This is a genomic window from Myxococcus vastator, from assembly GCF_010894475.1.
Classification (GTDB): Bacteria; Myxococcota; Myxococcia; order Myxococcales; family Myxococcaceae; genus Myxococcus; species Myxococcus vastator.
Genome location: NZ_JAAIYB010000091.1, coordinates 1 through 21,921, shown reverse-complemented (window position 1 = coordinate 21,921; position 21,921 = coordinate 1). Strand labels below are relative to the sequence as shown.

General features: G+C 71.0%; 14 protein-coding genes, 1 pseudogene and 1 riboswitch. Of the genes and pseudogenes, 6 read left to right on the top strand and 9 right to left on the bottom strand.

Annotated elements, in window-relative coordinates; all coding sequences use genetic code 11:
* Positions 1-14: 14 nt before the first annotated feature.
* Positions 15-2,777 (top strand): annotated as a pseudogene (locus tag G4D87_RS39985) (SbcC/MukB-like Walker B domain-containing protein); the annotation flags it as partial.
* Positions 2,778-2,792: 15 nt separating this feature from the next.
* Here G4D87_RS39985 and G4D87_RS11980 read toward each other — a convergent pair.
* A complete protein-coding gene (locus tag G4D87_RS11980; RefSeq protein WP_163782046.1) occupies positions 2,793-3,719 on the bottom strand; it encodes a serine/threonine-protein kinase in 927 nt (308 codons plus the stop codon).
* A 2-nt stretch (positions 3,720-3,721) separates the two neighbouring features.
* Positions 3,722-4,549 (bottom strand): TIGR02266 family protein, encoded by an 828-nt coding sequence (locus G4D87_RS11975; protein ID WP_163782044.1) that lies wholly within the window; start codon positions 4,547-4,549, stop codon positions 3,722-3,724.
* 217 nt (positions 4,550-4,766) lie between these two features.
* Between G4D87_RS11975 and cglD the strand changes: the two genes are divergently transcribed.
* Positions 4,767-8,156, top strand: coding sequence for an adventurous gliding motility lipoprotein CglD (gene cglD, locus G4D87_RS11970; RefSeq protein ID WP_163782042.1), 3,390 nt, complete (start codon positions 4,767-4,769; stop codon positions 8,154-8,156).
* Between the two features lie 116 nt (positions 8,157-8,272).
* On the opposite strand, the gene G4D87_RS11965 is transcribed toward cglD, so the two are convergent.
* The 5 genes from G4D87_RS11965 to thrA form a co-directional block, all read right to left on the bottom strand.
* Complete coding sequence (locus G4D87_RS11965) at positions 8,273-10,048, bottom strand: M14 family metallopeptidase (protein ID WP_163782040.1); 1,776 nt, start codon at positions 10,046-10,048, stop codon at positions 8,273-8,275.
* Between the two features lie 31 nt (positions 10,049-10,079).
* Entirely contained in the window at positions 10,080-11,015 is a 936-nt protein-coding gene (locus tag G4D87_RS11960; RefSeq protein ID WP_163782038.1) for an MBL fold metallo-hydrolase, read from the bottom strand.
* A gap of 108 nt (positions 11,016-11,123) precedes the next feature.
* Positions 11,124-12,254: a trans-sulfuration enzyme family protein gene (locus G4D87_RS11955; protein ID WP_163782036.1), complete on the bottom strand. Its 1,131-nt coding sequence runs from the start codon at positions 12,252-12,254 to the stop codon at positions 11,124-11,126.
* Positions 12,193-13,293, bottom strand: a complete 1,101-nt coding sequence (locus G4D87_RS11950; RefSeq protein WP_163782035.1) for an aminotransferase class I/II-fold pyridoxal phosphate-dependent enzyme — start codon at positions 13,291-13,293, stop codon at positions 12,193-12,195. Before G4D87_RS11950 ends, G4D87_RS11955 begins: the two co-directional genes overlap by 62 nt.
* Positions 13,294-13,306: 13 nt before the next feature.
* The gene (gene thrA / locus G4D87_RS11945) at positions 13,307-15,793 is read right to left on the bottom strand and encodes a bifunctional aspartate kinase/homoserine dehydrogenase I (protein ID WP_163782033.1); all 2,487 of its coding nucleotides are present in this window, start codon (positions 15,791-15,793) and stop codon (positions 13,307-13,309) included.
* A 294-nt stretch (positions 15,794-16,087) separates the two neighbouring features.
* Positions 16,088-16,210: riboswitch (SAM-I-IV-variant riboswitch) on the bottom strand.
* Between the two features lie 148 nt (positions 16,211-16,358).
* On the opposite strand from thrA, the gene G4D87_RS11940 reads away from it, so the two are divergent.
* The 4 genes from G4D87_RS11940 (at position 16,359) to G4D87_RS11925 (ending at position 20,216) form a co-directional block, all read left to right on the top strand.
* A complete protein-coding gene (locus tag G4D87_RS11940; protein ID WP_163782031.1) occupies positions 16,359-16,988 on the top strand; it encodes an RNA polymerase sigma factor in 630 nt (209 codons plus the stop codon).
* 167 nt (positions 16,989-17,155) lie between these two features.
* The gene (locus G4D87_RS11935; RefSeq protein WP_176411905.1) at positions 17,156-18,079 is read left to right on the top strand and encodes a GIY-YIG nuclease family protein; all 924 of its coding nucleotides are present in this window, start codon (positions 17,156-17,158) and stop codon (positions 18,077-18,079) included.
* A gap of 145 nt (positions 18,080-18,224) precedes the next feature.
* Positions 18,225-19,064 carry an MbnP family copper-binding protein gene (locus G4D87_RS11930; protein WP_240358205.1) on the top strand — a complete coding sequence of 280 codons (840 nt, stop codon included), beginning with the start codon at positions 18,225-18,227 and terminating at the stop codon, positions 19,062-19,064.
* Between the two features lie 12 nt (positions 19,065-19,076).
* Complete coding sequence (locus G4D87_RS11925; protein ID WP_163782024.1) at positions 19,077-20,216, top strand: MbnH family di-heme enzyme; 1,140 nt, start codon at positions 19,077-19,079, stop codon at positions 20,214-20,216.
* A gap of 92 nt (positions 20,217-20,308) precedes the next feature.
* On the opposite strand, the gene G4D87_RS11920 is transcribed toward G4D87_RS11925, so the two are convergent.
* Positions 20,309-20,614, bottom strand: coding sequence for a hypothetical protein (locus tag G4D87_RS11920; protein ID WP_163782022.1), 306 nt, complete (start codon positions 20,612-20,614; stop codon positions 20,309-20,311).
* 369 nt (positions 20,615-20,983) lie between these two features.
* The coding region (locus G4D87_RS11915; protein WP_163782021.1) for a cytochrome-c peroxidase at positions 20,984-21,921 on the bottom strand (938 nt) is incomplete at its 5' end.

Below are 21,921 nucleotides of genomic sequence, written 5' to 3'. Positions count from 1 at the left end.
GGTTATAAGAGTCAGTGGGGCAACTGGAGGCGGAGACCGCGCGCGCCACGGCGCAGGAGCGGGAGGTGGCGACGCGCCCCGCGCTGGAGGAGGCGGCGCGCCTGGATGCGCGGCTGGAAGGTGTCTCCCACGAGGCGCGTGAGGCACGGGCGCGAGCGGAGACGTCCCAGGCGGCGCAGGTGGAGGCGAAGGCGGAGCTGGACGCCGTGCTCGCGCGCGAGGCCACGGCCCAGGCGGCGGGCGAGGCCGCGAGGCACTGGCTGACGGAGAAGGCGCACTGGGTCGCGCTCACGAGCGAGTGGCCGCGCTGGCAGCGCGAGCTGGAGCGCTACGAGGTCGCGCAGGGCGAGCAGCGCAAGGCCCGTGAGGAATCCGGACGGCTGCTCGGTGAGGTGGAGGGACTGCGCGAGACGGTGGGGCTTCGGCGGGGTGAGCGGGAGGCCGCGGTCCGCGCGGAGGAGATGGCCCTGGCCGCGGCGACCCATGCCGAGACGGCCGTGGGGACGGAGACGGGCGCGCGGCGGCGCGCGCAGCGTGAGCGCCTGTTGGCGCGGCAGGAGGCCGTGCGGGGGCTGAAGGCCGCTCACGAGGGGCTCGTCGCGGACGAGGCCGAGGCTCGCGAGGCGGGCACGGAGGTGGGGGCGGCGAAGGCGGAGGTCGAGGCCGCGGCGGCGGAGGCGCGCGCGGCGGAGACTCGGCGGATGCAGGGGGAGGCCGCGCTCAAGGAGGCCCAGCGCTCGCTGTCGCTGGCGCAGGCGACGCAGGGCTATGCGTCTCACCGCGCATTGCTGCGGGACGGTGAGGCCTGCCCGCTGTGTGGCGCGGAGGAGCATCCCTACGCACGCGAGGAGTCCGCACTGGATGGGCTGGTCGCGGAAGCGGCTTCGCGTGTGGAGACGCTGGAGGCGGCGCGGACCTCGGCCACTCAGGCAGAGGTGGTGGCGAGCGCGCGGCGCGCGGCGGCGGAGGCGCGCGCTGGACAGGCGGAGGCGCGCAGGCAGTCCGCGGTGGTCCGCGCCGAGGCGCACGGTGAAGCCTGGCGGAAGGGGTGTGCCTCGTGGCGGGAGTCCACGCGGGAAGAGGGAGCGGAGCCCGGCGCGTCCTTGCCACCGCCAGACGCGGGTGGCTCGCCCGAGGCGGGAGCGTGGCTCGACGCGGCGCGCGCCGAGCTCACGGAGCGGCTGGCGGCGCTGAAGGCCGACGAGCAGGCCGCCGAGTCACTGGCCCGCACGGCGCGCGAGGCCCGCGCGGCGCTGGAGACGCAGCGCACGCGGCGCGAGGTGGCGGCGGAGTCGCTGCGCGGGGCGGAGGAGGCCCTGTCGCGCGCGGAGTCGGTGCTCAAGGACGTCCATGCCCGGCTCGAGGCCGCCGAGCAGACGCTGCGGCAGGTGCTCGCGGAGGTGTCACCCGTCTTCACCGCGGACGCGGGCTGGGAGCGGAAGCTGGAGGAGGACCCGGCCACCTTCCGCCGCAAGTGTGGAGAGCGGGTGGTGATGTGGAAGGGGAAGGAGGAGGCCCGCCTGAAGGCGGAGGAGCGCGAGGCCGAGGAGCAGCGTCATCGCGCCCGGGCCCAGGGGCTGGTGGAGGTGAGCACCCGCCACGCCGAGGAGCATCAAGCCTTCGCCGCGCGCAAGGAGCAGGAGCGCGGCGAGCTGACCCGCGCACGCGCCGCGCTGCTGCACGGCCGTCCCACGGCGGAGGTCCGCGCCGAGCTGCAGGCGCGGCTGGAGGCCACGGAGTCGGCCTTCGAGCAGGCCCGTGAGCGCGCCGAAGCCGCGCATCAGGCGGCGCGGGTCGCCACCGCCCGTGCCGAGGATGCCGTGCGCGTCAGGACGGAGGCGCTGGCCTTGCGCGAGTCGGAAGGCGCCGCGCTGACGGCGCTGCTCGCCACGCGCGGGACGACGCTGGAGGCCGTGCGGGCGCTGCTGGCCTTCGACGCGGCCTGGCGCGAGGCGGAGGCCCGCGCGCTGTCGGCCCTGCGCGAGGCGCTCGCCCAGGCCGCCGCCGTGCTGGCGGAGCGGAGCGAGCGTCGCGCGCGGCACGAGGACTCCGGTCCTCCGGCGCTCTCCGAGCAGGACGCGGGCGCCGAAGGTGAGCGGCTGCGCGCGGAGGCCGAGGCCCGTCGTCATGCCGAGGCCACGCTGCACGCGCGCCTGGAGGCCGACGACACGGCGCGGGCACGGCACGGCGCCGAGGCCGCGGCCCTGGAGGAGGACCGCCGCGCGGCGGAGGTGTGGAAGGTGCTGGGCGACCTCATCGGCTCGCACGACGGCAAGCGCTTCAAGGTCTTCGCGCAGAGCCTCACGCTGGACGCCTTGCTGCTGCACGCCAACGCGCACCTGCGGGAGCTCGCGCGGCGCTACCGGCTGATGCGCGTGCCCGGCCACGACCTGGACCTCCAAATCGTGGACGGGGACATGGGTGACGAGGTCCGCAGCGTGGCCAGCCTGTCCGGCGGTGAGAGCTTCCTGGTGTCGCTGGCGCTCGCGTTGGGGCTGGCGTCCCTGTCGTCGGAGACGACGCAGGTGGAGACGCTCTTCATCGACGAGGGCTTCGGCACGCTGGACCCGGAGACGCTGGAGGTGGCCCTGGCCACGCTGGACGCGCTCCAGGCCACGGGCCGGCAGGTGGGCATCATCTCGCACGTCAGCGGCATGGCGGAGCGCATCGGCGTGCAGGTGCGCGTGGTGAAGCAGGGCGGCGGGCGCAGCCGGCTGGTGGTGGAGGGCGACCCGGGCATGGTGCCTCCTTCCGTGGGACAGCAGGAGGTGGCGTAGCGGGCGCTGGCGGGCTCAGGTCTCCATCAGCCCGCGCACCACCGCGGCCACGGCCAGGGGCGTGGCCACGCGGTCATCACTCAGCGGCGCCAGGGCCCGGGCGAACTGCTCCGCGGAGCTGAAGCGCTGCGAAGGGACGGGCGCCAGCGCGCGGTCCAGCACCAGCGCCAGCGCGTCGGGGACGCCGGGCACCCGCATGCGCACGGGCGTCACCCGGCCCCCGCGGATGGAGGACTCCACCTGCTCCTCCGGGCCGGAAGGGAAGGGGGACTCCAGCGCCAGCAGCTCGTAGAGCAGCACCGCCGTCGCCCACAGGTCCACCGCCACGGACACGTCGCCCGCGAGCAGCTCCGGGGAGCGGTAGTGCTGCTTGCCCAGCCGCCGGATGTCCTGCACCGCGCCCGCGCGGGAGCGCGCCACGCCGAAGTCCGCCAGCTTCACCTCGCCCGTGCGGGACAGCAGCACGTTGTGCGGGGACACGTCGCAGTGCACCACGCCCAGGGGGCGGCCCGTGGTGCTGACGGCGTGGTGCGCGTGTGCCAGGGCCTCCAGCACCTGCCGGACGACGAGCACGCAGATGTCGATGGGCAGCTCGATGCGGCGGCGCCGGCACCGCGCCAGCACGCGGCCCAGGTCCGGGCCCTCCACCAGCTCCAGCGCCAGGTAGCCACCGTCCGGCAGCTCGCCGTACTCCACGAAGCCGACGATGTACGGGTGGCGCAGGCAGCGGGCGAGCTCGGCTTCATGCAGGAGCTGCTCGTGGGCCTCCGCGTCCCGCGCGCGCTCGGGACGCACGCGCTTGAGGGCCACCTGCGCGCCGGCATGCGGGCCCTGCTGCATCCGCGCGAGAAACACCTCCGCCATGCCGCCGCGCCCCAGCCGGGACAGCAGCTGGAAGCGGCCATGGTCGCGAGGCCAGATTTCCCGCACGTTCTCCATCATGTTCAGCCCACGCCACCCGCGAGGCTCGCCAGGTAGTCGTCCAGCGTCTGGGAGAAGGTGGCGTCGTCGTTGAGGAACGCCAGGCCCACGCCGCCCGTGTACGGGTCGTCCACCACGTGGACCACCACCGCGTCACCCTGCAGGCGCTCGCCGTTGGGCAGCTTCACGTCCACGGTGACGACGCTGTCGGGCAGGGGCCGGTGCGCGGTGCGCACGAAGAGGCCGCCGTTGGAGATGTTGAGGGCGTGCTCACGCACGAAGTCCAACTCGGTTCGGAACTCCATTTCCAGCTTCACGGCGAAGCGGCGACCGCGACGCTGAGGCCCCTCCGGCGGGCGGACGAGCACCTGGTGAGGCTGGCTGCTGGGCGATGGAGTAGGCGCCTCCGCGGGCTTCGGGCTCGCCTGCGGCACGGCGGCCGCGGCGCCGCCCACCGGAGGCCCCGAGGGACGCGCGTTGCTGACGGGCAGCGTGGTCAGGTGCTGTTGAAGCACCCGCGCCGCGGCGGAGCGCTCGTCTCCCCGGTAGGTGGTGCCGCCCTCGAAGGTCGCCGCGCGAAAGGCATCTCGCTCCGCCTTGGGCAGACGCCACAGCTCCACGAACGTGCCGCCGCTGCGCTTCGCGTCCTCCGCGAGCCGCTCCACGGCGGAGCGTGGATAGCCTGGAGCCTCCACCTTCAATTCAATACCCGCTTCCTCCGGGCGCAGGGCGACCACCAGCTGGAGTGACTGCGCGGAGGTGAGCACCTCGCCAATCCCTTCCACCCAGGCCGCCACGCGCTCCGGGGGAGCCGAGCCATTCCACAATGCCGCAAGACCGAAGACGGGCACGGGCGCGACGATAGCCGAGCCCTTCCCACCCGCGAACCTTGTTTACTGACAGCCTGGGCGCAATCCAGCCACGTCACTGGACTGGGAGCATCCAGACCCCGACTCAGAGTTGCCCCAGGGGGAACAGGCACTCGGAAACTCCGTCGTAGTTCTCTACAATGGAAGTCTGCTTCGACTCACCCCCCACCTGGAGTCGGAGCCATTGGAGTCAAAGACGATGCGCACTCCCCTGATGAAGTTCTTCACCTGCGCGTTGCTGGCAGCGTCGTTGCTGACTGGCTGCGGCGGTGGGAACGACCCTGACCCCAATCCACAGCCGAACACCGATGCGGGCCCCGGCGGCAACGGGGACGGCGGTACGGATGGTGGCCCGCTTGAAGAAGACGCGGGCGTGATTCCGGATCCGGACCCCGACCCGGGCGAGGTGCCCACGGACATTGACGACGAGGACAACGCGACGAAGGACTCCGACTGCGACGGCCTGACGGACGCGGAGGAGTTCGCCACCGTCTACCCGGGCGGCGTGAAGACGAACCCCGGTCTGCGCGACACGGACGGCGACGGCATCCGCGACGGCGTGGAGGTGGGCCGCACGGCGAGCCCTGATTCCAACTGCAACTTCCCCGGTGACCAGGACACGGCCACGCGCACCTCGCCGGTGCTGGCGGACACGGACGGCGACGGCATCCCGGACGGCCTGGAGGACCTCAACCGCAACGGCCGCAGGGACCCGGGTGAGACGGACCCGAACGCCATCGACTCGGATGGTGACAGCCTGGCGGACGGCGAAGAGGACGCCAACCGCAACGGCGTGGTGAGCCCCGGTGAGACGGACCCGCGCAAGCGCGACACGGACGGCGACGGCCTGGATGACGGCCTGGAGTCGCGCACCGGCACCAACCCGCTCGCCCCGGATTCGGACGGCGACACCTGCAGCGACGGTGACGAGGACGTCAACCGCAACGGCATCGTGGACGGCAGCGAGACGGACCCGCGCGTGGCGGACTGCGCCGCGTCGATTCCGGACGCCGACTTCGACGGCATCCCGGACTCGGTGGAGATTGCGACGGGCACGGACCCGAACAACGCGGACACGGATGGCGACGGTCTCCCCGACGGTGTCGAGGACCCGAACCGCAACGGCCGCGTGGACGCCGGTGAGACGGACCCGCGCCTCACGGACTCCGACTGTGACGGCCTGCAGGACGGCCCGGGCCGCAATGGCTTCCGCGGCGAGGACACCAACGGCAACGGCCGCGTGGACGCCGGTGAGACGGACCCGACCAACCCCGACACGGATGGCGACGGCCTGCTGGACGGTCTGGAGCTGGGTGTGACGACGGCGCAGGCGCCGCGTCAGGACTGCGGCTACGTGGGCGACGCGGACCCGACCACCACCTCGTCTCCGACGAACCCCGACAGCGACGGTGACGGCATCCAGGACGGCGCGGAGGACGCCAACCAGAACGGCCGCGTGGACGAGGGCGAGCTGAACCCGAACGACCCCGCCGACGGCGCGGCCAACACGCCCGCGGGCCAGGCCTGCCGCACGTCCAACCTGCGCACCGTCACCTTCAAGGAGGAGAACGGCGCGGACCTGCGGCTGGCGCTGCCCTCCACCTTCACGGACGCCAACCTGCGCACCCTCCGCGATGGCAACAACGCGGTGGGCATCATCGGCTGGGACGCCACCAAGCAGGTGACGCTGATTGCGTACAAGCGCGGCCGCGTGGGCTCGTCGTCCAATCCCACGAACGACGAGGCGGGCATCCGCTCCGGGTCGTTCAACTCCGCCACGCGCGACTTCCAGCAGACCTTCAACACCTGGGATGGCTACGCCGCGCTGTCGGCGCGTTACGCCATGTCGGGCGGCGCGGACCTGAAGGCGTTCACCAACACCCTGACCCGCTCACTGGTGCCGGGGAGCACGGGGGAGCTGACGGGCACGGCCGGAATCACGGGGCCGTTCACCATGCAGGCGCAGTACGTGCACCGCTCCGACGACAGCGTGGTGGTGGTGATGGCCATCACCCCGACGTCCCGCTACAACGAGGCGGGCAGCCTCTTCACGACGGCGGACACGGCGGGCGGCTCGGCGCTGGCGCAGTTCGGCGACACGGACGCGGTGCAGTGCGAGAAGTTCACCGTGCGGCAGGCGGTGGTGGACTTCCTCTTCGTGGTGGATGACAGCGGCTCCATGGCCTCGTCGCAGCAGTCGCTGGCCAACGCGGCCTCGGCCGTGGCGGCCAAGCTGGCCAACGCGACGCTGGATTATCGACTGGCGATGGTGAGCACCACCTATACCTATGGCAGCGGTTCGAACTCCGGGGTGCTGCGTGGCTTCACGCAGAACATCAACCAGTTCCGGGCGTGGCTGACGCAGAACAGCACCTGCAGCAGCGGCCAGTGCACCACCGTCACCATCCCCAGTGGGACCCAGCCCACCACCTGCTCGTCCAACACGCAGTGCTGGGTGGGGCAGAGCGGTAACGGCACCGAGCGTCCGCTGGAGGCCGCGCGCGCCGTCATCAACCTGCTGGCCTCGTCCGGTGGCTCGTCGGAGACGCGCTTCCGCGCGGGCGCCAAGGTCGTGGTCGTCATCCTGACGGACACGCGGGACCAGTCCTCCGGCACCGTCGACACGTACGCCCAATACTTCCTGGGCACGGGCAATGACCCGGGGACGAACCGCAACCCGCTGAACCAGCCCATCGACGTGCACGGCATCCTCTGCCCGCACGAGAACGCCACCGGCGACACCAGCACCTGGTGCCAGAACCAGGAAGACCCCCGGAACCCGCGGCACCTGGACATCATCCAGGCCACCGGCGGCGTGTACGGCAGCATCCGGGACTCGAACGCCATCACCACCACCATCAACGCCATCATCGACAGCGTCATCGCCTCGGTGGGTTACCGGACGCAGAAGCCGCCCATTGGCGCCTCGCTGAAGGTGGCCATGGAAGGGGTGGCGAACACGTCGCAGTGCCCCACGCCGGGAGACCTGCCGCGCAGCCGCACCCACGGCTTCGACGTGGACGGCATCAGCCGCGCGGTGTCCTTCTTCGGCGGGTGCCGCCCGCAGACGCCGGGCACCACCCAGGCGGCGCTGTCCTACCGCTACTGGACGGACCGCACGTCCAACCCGAACGGCATCCCCGCCCCGTGCGCGACGGACCCGTACCACGACCCGAACGACCCGGACTTCTGCGAAGGCAAGCTGACGTGCAACCGCACCACGGACCAGTGCGAGTGCCCGTCGGACTGCGGCGGCGGCGGTGACCCGGGCCAGGTGTGCAACACGGACCCCGCGGTGTGCGCCTTCACCTGCGCGCCGGACTGCGGCGGCACGTGCGGCACCTACGAGACGTGCAACACGGACACCTGCTCGTGCACGTGCGCCCAGTCGGCCACCTGCGCGCCGGGCTTCGTGTTCGACTCGAACGTGTGCGGCTGCGTGTGTGACACCGGGGCGCTGAACTGCGGTGACCGGTACCAGGCGGACCCCAACACGTGCGCCTGTGCCTGCAAGTCGGACTGCGGCGGCTGCGGCCCGAACGCGACCTGCAACCAGAGCTACTGCGCCTGCGAAGGCATCATCGGCTGATGATGCGCGAGCGCTCCGGCCTTCGTTGAAGCAGGAGGCCGGAGTCTGCAGGGCTGAAAGAAAAACGCCCCGGGGCCTGCTGGCGCCGGGGCGTCTTCATTTCACGGCCAGGCCGCCTACGGCTTCGCGGGCTGCACCACCGCCAGCCCCTGGGGCGCCGCCTGGATGCGCAGCACCGGGTAGACGCGGAGCTGGACGTCGCGGGCCGGGTGACGCTCATAGAAGAAGCGCAGGCGGGCGCGTGCGTCCTTGGCGAAGGCCGGGTCCTTCAGCTTCGCCTCCCACGCCGCCTTCACCGCGGCGTCCTTCGCGAGCAGCTCCCGCGCGAAGGGCTCCAGCACGTAGTCCTCCACGTACTCCTTCTGCTCGAAGTGGGCGTTGAAGAAGCCCCAGGACAGCAGCGAGTCCGGCCCCGTGGGCTCCAGCAGGTGCGCCACCAGCTCCACGCCCTCCTGCGCCACCGGCACGTACAGCGTGCCCGCGGGCAGGGCCTGCGTCTGAGGCTCCCACGCCCCCTTCACGTTGAGCGTCTGCCGGTTCTCCACGGACTGGGTGCTCCACTTCGTCTCGGTGGCACGGAAGCCTTCCACCGCCGCGCTGGCCACGGGCCTGGAGAGGCGCTTCGAGCGCAGGCCGTGCGCGGCCAGCTTCGCCTCCACCCACGCGGCGTGCGCGGGCGGCACCAGGTAGCCGCCCGCGGGCAGCGCGGCGGTGAGGGCGGGCTGAAGCTCCTCGAAGTAGGGCACCTTCCAGATTTGGGGCTTCGTGTCGTCGTAGCGAATCCACGTCTGGCCGGACACGTCGGAGGCGCCTCGCTCATAGGCATAGCCCCGGAAGTCGATGGTCCGCTTCTGCTCGGTGTTCTTCCACGCGAGCACCACCTCGCGCGTCTTGCCGGCCGCGTCCTCCGCGTCCGCCGCCTTTACCGCCGCGCGCAAGGTGGCGCCGTCGCGGGCCACCAGCCGCAGCAGGCTGGCCACGACATGCCGCGTGGCCTTCACGCGCTCCGCATAGGGCTTCCACGAGTGCGTCTCCACCAGCACGCCGAAGCGGCGATGCGCGGCCCAGTAGGCGTGGCTGAAGCGCGGCGGCGGCACGCCGTAGGCGAAGCCGGAGGTGGGGTCATCGTCCTCGATGAAGGACGGGTAGAAGGGCACGGGCAGGTGCTGCTGGGACGCCAGCTCGGTGAAGAGTTCCTCACGCAGCTTCACGCCCAGCGCGCGCAGCGGGGCCGGCCCGGACTTCTGCGGTTCGATGCCCACGGACACGTCATGCTCGAACTTGGCGCCGTTGGTGGCGTGCAGGTCGGCGTAGACGAGCGGGTCCCACGCGTGGAGGTACTTCAGCAGGGCCACCATCTCCGGGGCCTCCGCCTTGGCGTAGTCGCGGTTGAGGTTGAGGTTCTGCGCGGTGGCGCGCCATCCCATCTCCTCGGGGCCATTTTGATTGGGCCGGTGGTTGGGGCCGAAGCGCTCGTGGCCGTCCACGTTGAAGACGGGGACGAAGACGGCGGTGACGCGCTTGAGGACGCCGGGCTGCTCCTTCCCGGCGAGCAAGTCTCGCAGCAGCCAGAAGCCGGCGTCCTTGCCGTCAATCTCGCCGGAGTGGATGCCGCCCTGGAAGAAGACGACGGGGCGCTGCTTGCGCGCCGCGGCGGCGGGCGTGAGGGTGCCATCCGCGCTGGCGACGAGCGCGAGCAGCGGCCGGCCCTCCGGCGTGGTGCCGAGCGTGTCGCAGCGGACCTTGCCGGGGAACGCCTTGGGGAAGGCGCGGCAGAGGGACTCCACTTCCGAGTAGCGGCCCGTGCGCTTCCAGCCGCTCTGTTCGGAGACGGTGGTGAGGGACGACGGTGCCTGATGCAGCGTCAGGGCGAGGAGGGTGGGCAGGAGCATGCCCTTCCCACAACATAGCCCCTGGTGGGTTTCAACCGTGGCGCACGGTGAGAGTTCCACCTACCGGCAGCACTTCGACGCGCTCACGCGCCAGGCCCCGCCGGGTCCACTCCGCGTCCAGGCGGCGGGGCGGCTCGTCGAGCGGCTCGTCGGTGAGCTTGAACGTCCCCCAGTGCATGGCCAGGAAGCGCGCGGCGCCCAAATCCTCGAAGGCCTGCACGGCTTCCTCGGGGTTCATGTGCTGGCGGCGCATGAACCAGGCCGGGTCATACGCGCCAATGGGCAGCATGGCCGCGTCGATGCCCGGGTAGCGCTGGCCAATCTCCTTGAAGCCCTCGAAGTAGGCGGTGTCGCCGGAGTGGAAGACGCGGGCGCTGGAGCCTTCGATGATGAAGCCGCCCCAGAGCATCTCGTTGACGTCGTTGAGGCCGCGGCGGCTCCAGTGCTGCGAGGGCACGAAGTGCACCGTGACGGCGCCCACCTGCGTGGAGCGCCACCAGTCCAGCTCCGTGACGTCCAGGCCCGAGCCCCGGAACACCGGCGCATGGCCCAGGCCGGTGACGATGGGCGCGCCCACCTGCTCCAGCGTGGGCAGGTCCAAGTGGTCGTAGTGGTTGTGGGAGACGAGGCTGGCGGTGATGGGCGGCAGCTTCTCCACCGGGACGCCCGGCGGGACGTTGCGCCGGATGACGCCGCTGATGGCGTCGCGCAGCACCGGGTCGATGAGCAGGGACAGTCCGTCCAACTGGACGAGCCAGCTCGCATGTCCCAGCCACGTCAGCCGGGCGCCCTCTCCCGGCGCGGGTGGCGTGGCGAGCAGCGTGAGGTCGGGCTCCATGCGGGGGACCTCGGCGCGGGCCGGGGACTTGCGGCGGCGGCCGGCGAGCTTGTCGGCCACGGCCCACTTGAAGACGCTGCTGAACGGCTGCGGCCCGCTGCCATCGAGGTTCTTGAACCGCCAGGCCATGTGCGCACTCCCTCGGCTGGCAGGGCTGGGAGGGCCCCGCGCGCGTGCCCCTGTCATGCTCGGACCGGGCACGGCGCGCAAGGAGCACGTCAGGAATCGCCGGGTGGCCTACGCCGCCGCGCGGCCTGCCTGCGTGAAGGCCCGCCCGAGGTCCTCTTGCAGGTCCTCCAGGTCCTCCAGTCCCACCGAGAAGCGGATGAGCCCGTCGGTGATGCCCCGGCGCTCCCGCTCGGCGGCGGGGACGGCGGCGTGGGAGTGCCGCGCCGGGACGGTGACGATGCTCTCCACCGCGCCCAGCGACACGCCCAGCAGGGGGAACTGGAGTGCTTCCACGAAGGGCGCCGCCAGCGTGTCCTGGGCCAGCCGGAACGTCACCACCGCGCCCGTGCCCGGGTAGAAGACCTGCCGCACCTCGGGCCGCGCGGTGAGCCACTTCGCCAGGGCCCCCGCCGTGCGCACCTGCCGCTCCAGGCGGACCTGCAGCGTCTTGATGCCTCGCTGGAGGAGGAAGCAGTCCTGGGGGCCTGGCACCGCGCCCACCGCGTTCTGGAGGAAGCCGAGCTCCTGCGCGAGCGCGGGCGTCTTCACCACCACGGCCCCGGCGACGACGTCACTGTGGCCGCCCAGGTACTTGGTGGCGGAGTGGATGACGATGTCCGCGCCCTCGGTCAGCGGGCGCGAGAGGGCGGGGGACAGGAACGTGTTGTCCACGATGAGCAGCGCCCCATGCGCCTGGGCCACCTGTGCCATCGCGGGGATGTCGGTGCGCTTGAGGAAGGGGTTGCTTACGCTCTCCACCAGCAGCGCCCGCGTGTTGGGGCGGAGGGCGGCGCGAACGGCGTCCGGGTCGCTGGTGTCCACGAAGGTGGCTTGCAGGCCGAAGCGACTGAAGACGCGGGTGAGCACCCGGTAGGTGCCGCCGTAACAGTCGTCCGTCACCACGACGTGGTCGCCCGCGCTGAAGAGCATCAGCACGTTGGACACGGCGGCCATGCCGGAGCCGAAGGCAAACGCCGCGTGGCCTTCATCCAGCGCCGCGAGCACGCCCTCCAGGGCCTTGCGCGTGGGGTTGCCGGAGCGCGCGTAGTCGAACTCGCCGGGCGTCTCCAGGCCCGGCTGGTCGAACATGGACACCTGGTAGATGGGGACGGCGGCGGCGCCCGTGGCGGGGTCCTGCTCATGCCCCGTGTGCAGCAGCCGGGTCGCGAAGCGCGTGGGCCAGGTCGGCGATGATGTCATGGGAGTCCTCGATTCCTACGGAGAGCCGGAGCAGCCGGTCGGAGATGCCCAGCGCCTCCCGGCGCTCGGCGGGGATGTCAGCGTGGGTCTGCGTGGTGGGGTAGGTGATGAGCGTCTCCACGCCGCCGAGCGACTCGGCGAAGAGACACAGCCGCACGGACGCGAGCACCTGGGGCACCAGGGCCGCGTGGGCGACGGTGAAGGACAGCATCCCGCCCACGCCGGGATAGAAGACGCGCTCCACGCCGGGGTGAGCACGCAGCCACGCGGCCACCTCCCGCGCGTTGGCCTGGTGCCGCTCCATGCGCAGGGCCAGCGTCTTCAGGCCTCGAATCACCAGGTACGCGTCTTGTGGGCCGAGAATCGCGCCGATGCCGTTCTGGAGGTACGCGAGCCGCTCGCCCAGCGCCGCGTCCTTGACCACCAGCGCGCCCGCGACGACGTCGTTGTGACCGGCCAGGTACTTCGTCGCGCTGTGCACGACGAGGTCCGCGCCCAGCTCCAGCGGACGCTGGAGCCACGGCGTGAGGAAGGTGTTGTCGACGATGAGCAGCACCCCGGCCTCGCGGGCGATGGCCGCCAGTTCGGCGAGGTCGGCGGTGCGCATCATCGGGTTGGTGGGCGTCTCCACGACGATGGCGCGGGTGTTGGGGCGCAGCGCGTCCCGCACGGCGCCAGGCCGCGAGGTGTCCACGAAGGTGCAGGGGACGTGGAGGATGCGGTCCACCAGCCGATAGGTGCCGCCGTAGAGGTCCTCGGTGAGGAGGACGTGGTCCTCCGGCCCGAAGAGCTGGAGGGCGCAGTGCAGCGCCGCCATGCCGGAGCTGAAGGCCAGGCCCCGGCTGCCGCCCTCCAGTTGCGCCAGCGCATCCTCCAGCGCGGAGCGGGTGGGGTTGCGCGTGCGCGAGTAGTCGTAGCCGGTGGACTGCCCGAGCGCGGGGTGCTGGAAGGTGGCGGATTGGTAGATGGGGACGGCGACCGCGCCGGTGGTGGGGTCGCGGCGCACGCCGGCGTGGACGAGGGCAGTGGCGAGTTTCATGGCAGGAGTCCTTTCAGCGTCCGCGCAGCGTCTGGGAGATGCGGAGGATGTCCGCCAGCACGCCGGACGCGGTGACGGCGCCGCCCGCGCCCGCGCCTCGGACGGTGAGCGGGAAGTCGCTGTGGCGGGTGGTGGTGAAGGAGACGAAGGACTCGGAGCCGCGGAGGTCCGCTGCGGGGTGGCCCGCCTCGACGCCCACGGGGCCCACGCGGATGACGGGGCTGCCTGTGCCCGCCTTTGACGGGTCGATGCGCGCCAGGTAGCGCAGCACGGTGCCGGCGTGGCGGCAGCGGGCCACGCGCTCCGCGTAGGCCGCGTCCTTCGTGGCGAGCACCTGGAAGAACGACTCCACGCTGGCGCACGCATCGGTGGCGACGAAGGGCTCCAGCGCCACGTCCGACAGGGAGAGCGGCAGGCCCAGCTCCCGGGCGAGGATGAGCGCCTTGCGCGCGACGTCCGTGCCGCTCAGGTCCTCGCGAGGGTTCGGCTCCGTGAAGCCGCGCTCCCGGGCGGTGCGGACGGCCCGGGACAGCGGCACGCCGGCCGTCAGCTCGTTGCAGATGAAGCCCAGGCTGCCGGACAGGGACGCGGTGATGAGGCGCACGGTGTCACCGGTGCGCACCAGGTTCGCCAGCGTGTCGATGACGGGCAGGCTGGACGCCACCGTCGTCTCGTAGTGGTACGCGACGTGGTTGCGGCGCGCCGTGTCCACCAGCGCCTCGCGGGACTCCCACGGCAGCGCCAGGGGCTTCTTGTTGGCCGCCACCACGTGGATGCCGCGCTGGAAGGCCTCCGTGTAGAGCGCCTCCAGTCCGCTCGCGGCGGTGCAGTCGACCAGGATGGGGACGGGCAGGCGCCGGAGCGCGTCCAGCAAGGGGACCAGGGTGCGCGCCTGGGGCGCCGCGCCTTCGAGCCGCGCCTCCACGCCATCGAGCGCGAGCCCCGCCGCGTCGAAGAGCGCGCGCTTGCTGTCCGCGAGTCCCACGACGCGCAGCGCGATGCCGTGCTTGTCCCGGAGCAGCGCCTGCTGGGCGCGCAGCTGGGCCAGCAGTTGTCCGCCCACCGTGCCCCGGCCGAGGACGAAGAGGCTGACCTGCTGATGGGCCAGGTTGAAGGCCGCGTGGGTGGTGCGCGCGGCGATGGCGGTGTCCGCCGCGTCGACGACGCAGGAGAGGGAGCGGGAGCTGGCACCCTGGGCGCTGGCGCGCACGTTGACGCCCACCGCGCCCAGGGCGCTGAAGAAGCGCCCGGCCACGTTGACGCCGTGGCCCATGGTCTCCGCCACCAGCGTCAGCAGCGTCACCGGCTGGCGGACCTCCAGCGGCTCCACCTCGCGACGTGACAGCTCCTGCGCCAGCTCGGCGGCGAGCACGGACCGCGCGTGCTCCGCGTCGGGGCGGGGGACGACGACGGCCAGCGACTGGCCATTGGCGGACTGCGCCGTCATCCACACCGTGACGCGCGCCTCGCGCAGCGCGGCCAGCACGCGCTCGCCCAGTTGGAACTGGTCGGACAGCTTGCGCACCTCGACGCCGAGCAACGCCAGGTCCTCGCGCGTCGCGATGCAGGCGGGGCGCTGGCCGTCGCGCGAGCCGATGGCGTCGATGAGCGTGCCCGGGTGCTCCGGCTCCATGGTGTTGCGGATGCGCAGGGAGATTCCGGACTCGATGAGCGGAATCATCGTGCGCGGGTGCAGCATGCGGGCGCCCACCGCGGCCAGCTCCAGGCCCTCGCCGTGGGTGAGGTGCGCCACGGGGTAGGCGTCCGTGACCAGGTCCGGGTCGGCGGTGTGCAGGCCGAGCACGTCCGTCCATACGGTGACCTCCGCCGCGCCCAGGCCCTGGGCCACCAGCGCCGCGGTGTAGTCGGAGCCGTTGCGGCCCAGCGTGGTGGTGCGTCCATCCGGCGTGGCGGCGATGAAGCCGGGGATGACGGGCACCTCGTGGCCCCACGTCTCCCGCGCGGCCTGGAGCCGCTCCCGCGTCCGGATAAGGTCCACGCGCGCCGCGCCGAAGCGGTCATCCGTCACCAGGAGCTGGCGCGCGTCGCGGAAGGTGGCGGGCGTGTGATGGGCCGTGAGCAGCTCCGCCAGCAGCGTGGCGGACACCTGCTCACCGAACGACAGCACCCGGTCTCTCGTGGGGGCGGAGCACTCTCGCGTGAGGCAGACGCCCTGGAGCAACTGCCGCAGCGGCGCGAGGAGCCCGTCGACACGCTCCGCCAGCGCGGTGGCCTGTCCGGGCGCCAGCGCCGCGGCGTTGGCCTTCGCCAGGTCGGCGATGCGCGTGGCCACCGCGAGCGCGCCTTCCAAGTCACCCCCGGTGGCGAGGCGGGCCGCGTCCAGCAGCCAGTCCGTGGTGTCGCCCATCGCGGAGACGACCACCGCCAGCGGGCCTTGCCGCGCGTGCTTGCCAATCAGCTCCACCACCTGGTGGAGCCGCGTGGGCGAGCCCACGGACGTGCCACCGAACTTCATCACCTGCAGGGACGTGCTGCTCATCGGGGAACCTCGAAGGGGCCAGTGGCCTTGATGCGAAAGGGGAGGGCCGCCGCGGCGCCCTGTGCCGGACACACGCCGGCCAGACGCGGCGCGCGAGCGCCCACGGAGGGAAGGAAGACAGAGGAGGGAGTCGGAGCCCTGGCGGACTAGCGAGTGCCGCCGGGCCAGCGCATTCGATGCGTGGCGACGACGCGGCGGAACACGGGGCGCGCGGCGGTCAACGGTGCGGGTGCGGAGCAGGTGGACGGAACCACGGAGGTCCTCTCTCACCGAAGCGGGAGGGAGCCCTCCGGCCTCGGACGCTTGGATTGCTCGGGGAGCCCCTGCTCCTCGAACCGCATCGTTTGGACACCTTGGAGGTCCGACTCCAGGTTGTCGGGCCACCGCGCGAGGCGGAGGCCGCTCTTGATGCTGCGGACGAAATAAGCGTGGACCCCGGTGTCTGTCAATGCCTCGCGTGGTTTCACCTTCATCACAGCCTCTTCCCTTCACGTCAGGACTTGATGGAAATGCCCGGTGCCCGGGGCGGAGGCCGGCGTCAACGCGTTGAAAACCCGTGGCCGGAATGTGCAGATGTGGGGTGGGAAAGGAGCGCGGCGTGACGGAGACCGGAGCACTGAGTGACGAGGTGGTGCGTGCGCTGGTGGACAACCACCGCCAGTTCCTCGCCTTCCTGGAGCGGCGCGTGGGCAGCCGCGCCATCGCGGAGGAGCTCCTCCAGGCGGCCTTCGTGAGGACACTGGAGAAGGGCGGCGCGCTGAAGGAGGGCGAGGGCGCGGTGGCGTGGTTCTACCGGCTGCTGCGCAACGCGCTGGTGGACCACTACCGGCGCCAGGCGGCGGAGGGGCGCGCCCTGGAGCGCGAGGCCCAGGAGGCGGCGGAGGCCACGGTGGACACGGAGCTGAAGCAGGCCATCTGCGCGTGCGTGGGCGAGCTGGTGCCCACGCTCAAGCCGGAGTACGCCGACATCCTGCGGCAGGTGGACCTGGAGGAGCGCGGTGTCCCGGACGTGGCGCGCGAGGCGGGCATCACCGCGAACAACGCGGGCGTGCGGCTCCACCGGGCCCGCCAGGCGCTGAAGAAGCAGTTGGAGCGAAGCTGCGGAAGCTGCGCCGCGCACGGGTGTCTGGACTGTTCGTGCAAGCCGTCCCACCGGGCAGGCGAGGCCTCGGTGCCCGGCTCGACGGACGTCTGAAAGCGCTTGCGCGGGGACGGTCCGCCTCGTTAACTCCCGCCCAGGTGCCGAGGGGCGCCTGCCCGAAAAGACGACGTCACCCTCGCTTCGCTCCGCCGCTCGACAGTTCCAGATGAGTTCCTTCCACGGCCCACGAACGGGTGAGGGCCGCCGCCAAGGGACTTTTCATGCGAACCGTCGTCTCCCTCCACGAATGCAAGGTCCGCGCGTCGCTCCTGCTCAAGGCGCTGGCCTCGACGGAGGCGTCGCGCGCGGCCCATTCAGCGGAGCGACTCCGCGTCCTGCCCGGCTTCGCGGGACTGCCCCTGGGCGAGGTGCTCGCGCGGAAGGCATCGGTTCAGCGCAAGCATGCGCTGGCCGTCATCGCGCGTGAGCAGGGGTACGCCACCTGGGTCGAGCTGAAGCAGGTGCGCGAGGTCGACTTCGAGCACCTGCTCGCCCGCGTGGGCGGCGCTCACCTCAACCGCTGGTTCTCTTCCTATGCGGAGGCCGCCGACTCCCTGCGACTGCAGGGCGGCTTCCTGTTTCCGTTCCGCGAGCAGTTCTTCGTCTGCGAGGCCAGCCTCGTCGAGGCGCTGGGGGCCGACCCCGCGGATGCGGACTGGGCGCGCGCGGGCCGCGACTGGATGGCGCCCAGGGACGGGGCCGCGCAGGCCCGGCTCGCCCTGCGGTTCGCCCGGCCTTCGCCCTCCCACGCTTCAACTACTCCAGCCACGAGGTCTCCCATGTCCGCTGACTCCCGCCGCTCCGAGCTGAAGCGTTCCTACAAGGAAGCACCGCCCCCCATGGGCGTGTACGCCGTGCGCTGCCTCGCCAACGGCAAGGTGCTGGTGGGCGCGAGCGCCAACGTCCAGGGCATGCTCAACCGCATCCGCTTCGAGCTGTCCACGGGCATGGACCGCCTGCCCGCACTGCTGGAGGACTGGAGGCGCTACGGGGCGGAGCAGTTCACCTTCGAGGTGCTCGACGTGCTGAAGCCCTCCGACGAGCCCGGGGTGGCGCCGCAGGAGGAGCTGAAGGTGCTGGAGGCGCTCTGGTTGGACCGGCTCAAGCCCTACGGCGACGCGGGCTACAACGTGCAGGGCGACTGAGGTTGGCCGCCTGCTGCCCTCCATGGGGCAAGTACTTCGGCCTGTGGCAACTTGCCACGTTCTCCACCCGGCGGGATTGCGTTACGCGGAAGACTCCATTCCAAGGGAGTCCGCCATGGTGTCCGCTCGTCGTCGTGCCGTCCGTATGCTTCCCTTCGCGCTGCTGGGCGTCCTGGGCTGTGGCGAGGAGGAGGAGGCTCGCATGGAAGTCGCCATCCCCTTCGAGGCCCGGGTGGGCAGCGAGCCCTTCGCATGTGGCCGCACCTATACCGGGGTGGGGACAACGGGGACGACGTACGAGCCCATGGACCTGCGCGTGTACCTGCACGACGTCCGGCTCGTCACGGCCGAGGGGACCGAGGTGCCGCTGGCGCTCGATGAGGATGAGCGGTGGCAGGCCCAGGGCACGGCGCTGCTCGACTTCGCGGACAAGACGGGCCTGTGCACCAACGGCACGCAGGCGACGAACCTGCGAATCACCGGCACGGCGCCCGAGGGCACCTACACGGGCCTGCGCTTCAAGCTGGGCGTGCCGGAGACGCAGAACCACCTCGACGTGTCCACGGCGCCCTCGCCGCTCAATGACACGAGCCTCTACTGGAGCTGGCGCTCGGGCTATCTCTTCACGCGCATCGAAGGCCGGACGACGGGGCTTCCCGAAGGGCACGTCATGCACCTGGGGAGCACGGACTGTGCACCGCCGCCGGAGGGCCAGACGCACGGCACCGCGGGGTGTACATTCGGCAACCGTCCGGAGGTGGCCCTGGACGCGTTCAACCTGGCGTCTGGCAAGGTGGTGCTGGATTTGGGCGCGCTCTTCTCAGGCTCGAACCTGGATGAGAACGCGGCGGTGCCCAACACCTCCGTGGGGTGCATGTCGCAGCAGACGGACCCGGACTGCGCGCCCGTGTTCAGCCGGATGGGGCTGACGCACCGGAGCCAGGAGGGGGCACCGGGGCCTCAGGCGTTCATCAAGGCGGAGTAGGAGAGGGACGTCATGGCGTGGCGCGTGGGCAGACGAGCAGGGGGGCTGGCGGTGTTGGCCTGGCTGGCAGCGGGCTGTGGCGACAAGGCTGGCGAGGCGGAGGCCTACGTGTGGAACCTGCCCGCGGGGTTTCCCACGCCGCGAGTGCCCGCGGACAACCCGATGACGGAGGAGAAGGTGCAACTGGGGCGGAGGCTCTTCTTCGACGTGCGACTGTCACGGAACGAGACGCAGTCCTGCGCGTCCTGCCATGACCCGGCGCGCGCCTTCACCGAGCCCCTGGTGACTTCGCAGGGCAGCACGGGCGAGACGCACCGCCGCAACTCCCAGGGGCTGGCCAACGTGGCCTATGCCACGAGTCTCACCTGGGCGAATCCCTCACTCACGACGCTGGAGGCGCAGGCGTTGGTGCCCTTGTTCGGCAAGGAGCCGGTGGAGCTGGGCTTCGGCGACAGGGAAGAGGAGTTGCTCGGCCGGCTGCGCGCGGTCCCGGAGTTGGAGGCGGAGTTCCAGCGCGCGTTTCCGGAGGCCGTGGAGCCCGTGTCCGTGGCCACGCTGACGCGGGCACTGGCGTCGTTCCAGCGCAGCCTCATCTCCGGCGGCTCCGCGTATGACCGCTATGTGTATGGCGATGAAGTGGAGGCCATGACGCGGCAGCAGAAGCGGGGCATGGAGTTGTTCTTCTCGGAGCGGCTGGAGTGTGACCACTGCCACTCTGGCTTCAACTTCCAGGACGCCACGGTGCACGAGACGACGTTCGAGCCCATCCTGCCCTACCACAACACGGGCCTGTACAACGTGGACGGGCAGGGGACGTATCCGGCGGAGGATCCGGGCCTCATCGAGCTGACGGGCCGTCCGGAGGACATGGGGCGCTTCCGCGCGCCGTCGCTGCGCAACGTGGCCGTCACCGCGCCGTACATGCATGACGGCAGTCTGGCCACGCTGTCGGACGTGCTGGACCACTACGCCGCGGGAGGGCACGCGCGGCTGGTGAGCGGCGGCGAGGCCAGTCCGCTGCAGAGTGGCTTCGTGCGAGGCTTCACCTTGACCGCGCAGGAGAAGGAGGACGTGCTGGCGTTCCTCGAGTCGCTCACCGACACGGCGTTCCTGACGGACCCGCGCTTCTCGGACCCGTTCGCCACGCCGTGACGTGTGATGCAAATGCATAAGGAAAGATGGAGACAATCGCTCCATCTCTCCTTGGAGAGTTTCAAGTCCTCTCAAATGCAGGGCGAATGTGCTTACGGGGTGCTGACGTGGACGCAATCCGTGTCGCAGGCCGCCACGCAGTCGGCCCGCTGAAAGGGAGCAGTATTCTCCGGCTCAGTGTCAGGACAGGTCGGCGAAAAGAAGTAGTAGCGAACTTCAGGGACGCTCGGGCAGTAGTAGTACCCATCCGGGAGAGGACACGCCATCGCGGTCACGTTGCCTTCAACGGTGGGCGCTTCGGGGGATGCCGGCTGGTCAATCGTCGCGTCGGGGCCGCAGGCCGCCAGCCCGGTCATGGTTGAAAATGCCAGCATCAGCGAAATGGCCGTGCGCTTCATGGTTGTGGATGTCCTTTCAGGTTGAGATTCTGAATTAGGGCCCGCCGTATTGCAGGCGCTTTCTGTCTACTTGATTTTGGCGGTGAAAAGCCAGTTGGAACTCGCGCCTGTGATTTTTATTGCGAGAGTCGTTGTGCTTTGGTTGGGAGTCTGTGGGTAACGTTATTGTTTGATGTCTGTGTTGAGCGAGAGACGGTGGAACTGGGCGCCGCTGCAAGAAAATGCGCTCTTGCGGTGAATTCATGTTCTCTTTGAGTGTTTGTGGGCGAAGGGTGGGGTAGCGGCGACCTACGGCTCATCAGGTTGTCGGGAAATGCCGACATGGAGTTCCAGGCATGTCCGTTCACAGCGCCGTGACGCACGAAATGCTTACGGTGGGGCGCTCAGCGCCTCTACTGTGAGGAATCGCTCGTCCGTCAGCGCATGGAGGAAAGAGAAAATGGCGTCCGCTTCCGAATCATTCAATGGAAGACTAGGTGACTGCCCTTCGCGCTGGAAAGCTGTGTCCAATGTGAAGGATGGCACCATCCCGCTTCGGTAGTACGCCAGGACGTCCTCCAGCGTCGCGAGCCGTCCGTCGTGCATATACGGCGCGGTGACGGCCACGTTGCGCAGGGTGGGCGTCTTGAAGCGCCCCGCGTCCTCGGGGTGCTGCGTGACGCGGCCCCGGCCCCGTGTCTCCGCTTCGCCTTCACCGAAAGCTGAGTCCGGGTCCAACCCATTGTTGTGGTAGGCGTTGTCGGTGAAGAGCTCCGTGGTGTGGCACGGGGTGCAGCGGCGCTGGACCAGTGCCAGCCCGTGCTGCTCCTGGGGGCTCAGGTCCGCTCCCGGTTCGCCCCGGCGCCACCTGTCATAGCGGGAGTCCGCGGAGACGAGCGTCCGTTGGAACTGCGCCAGGGCGCGCAGCAGATTGCTCAGGGTGAGGCTGTCTGGGCCGAAGGCGCTCTCGAAGCGCTCGACGAACTCCGGCTCCGAGGACAAGCGCGCCATCATGGACGGGAGCTGGCTGTTGCCCAGCTCGTCCGGGTGCGTGAGGGGCGCCAGCGACAGGGACTCCAGGTTCTTCGCGCCACCATCCCAGAAGAGTCCCTCCATCCACGCCAGGTTGATGAGCGCGGGGGCATGTCGCACCAGGGGATGCCCGCTGACGCCGCGCCGGGTGAGCGCCGCGTCGTCCGCGAAGGCCCGCGCCTGCTCATGACAGGTGGCGCAGGACACCTGGCCATTGGAGGACAGCCGCGGTGAGTGGAACAGCCAGCGGCCCAGGGCGATGCCCTCGGGCGTGAGAGGGTTGTCTGGAGGGGAGG

Coding starts and splice junctions, on each gene's coding strand:
- G4D87_RS11980 (WP_163782046.1), bottom strand. CDS start 3,719: ATGATGGAGAACGTGCGGGAAATCTGGCCTCGCGACCATGGCCGCTTC.
- cglD (WP_163782042.1), top strand. CDS start 4,767: ATGCGCACTCCCCTGATGAAGTTCTTCACCTGCGCGTTGCTGGCAGCG.
- G4D87_RS11965 (WP_163782040.1), bottom strand. CDS start 10,048: ATGCTCCTGCCCACCCTCCTCGCCCTGACGCTGCATCAGGCACCGTCG.
- G4D87_RS11960 (WP_163782038.1), bottom strand. CDS start 11,015: ATGGCCTGGCGGTTCAAGAACCTCGATGGCAGCGGGCCGCAGCCGTTC.
- G4D87_RS11955 (WP_163782036.1), bottom strand. CDS start 12,254: ATGACATCATCGCCGACCTGGCCCACGCGCTTCGCGACCCGGCTGCTG.
- G4D87_RS11950 (WP_163782035.1), bottom strand. CDS start 13,293: ATGAAACTCGCCACTGCCCTCGTCCACGCCGGCGTGCGCCGCGACCCC.
- thrA (WP_163782033.1), bottom strand. CDS start 15,793: ATGAGCAGCACGTCCCTGCAGGTGATGAAGTTCGGTGGCACGTCCGTG.
- G4D87_RS11940 (WP_163782031.1), top strand. CDS start 16,359: ATGTGCAGATGTGGGGTGGGAAAGGAGCGCGGCGTGACGGAGACCGGA.
- G4D87_RS11935 (WP_176411905.1), top strand. CDS start 17,156: ATGCGAACCGTCGTCTCCCTCCACGAATGCAAGGTCCGCGCGTCGCTC.
- G4D87_RS11930 (WP_240358205.1), top strand. CDS start 18,225: ATGCTTCCCTTCGCGCTGCTGGGCGTCCTGGGCTGTGGCGAGGAGGAG.
- G4D87_RS11925 (WP_163782024.1), top strand. CDS start 19,077: ATGGCGTGGCGCGTGGGCAGACGAGCAGGGGGGCTGGCGGTGTTGGCC.
- G4D87_RS11920 (WP_163782022.1), bottom strand. CDS start 20,614: ATGAAGCGCACGGCCATTTCGCTGATGCTGGCATTTTCAACCATGACC.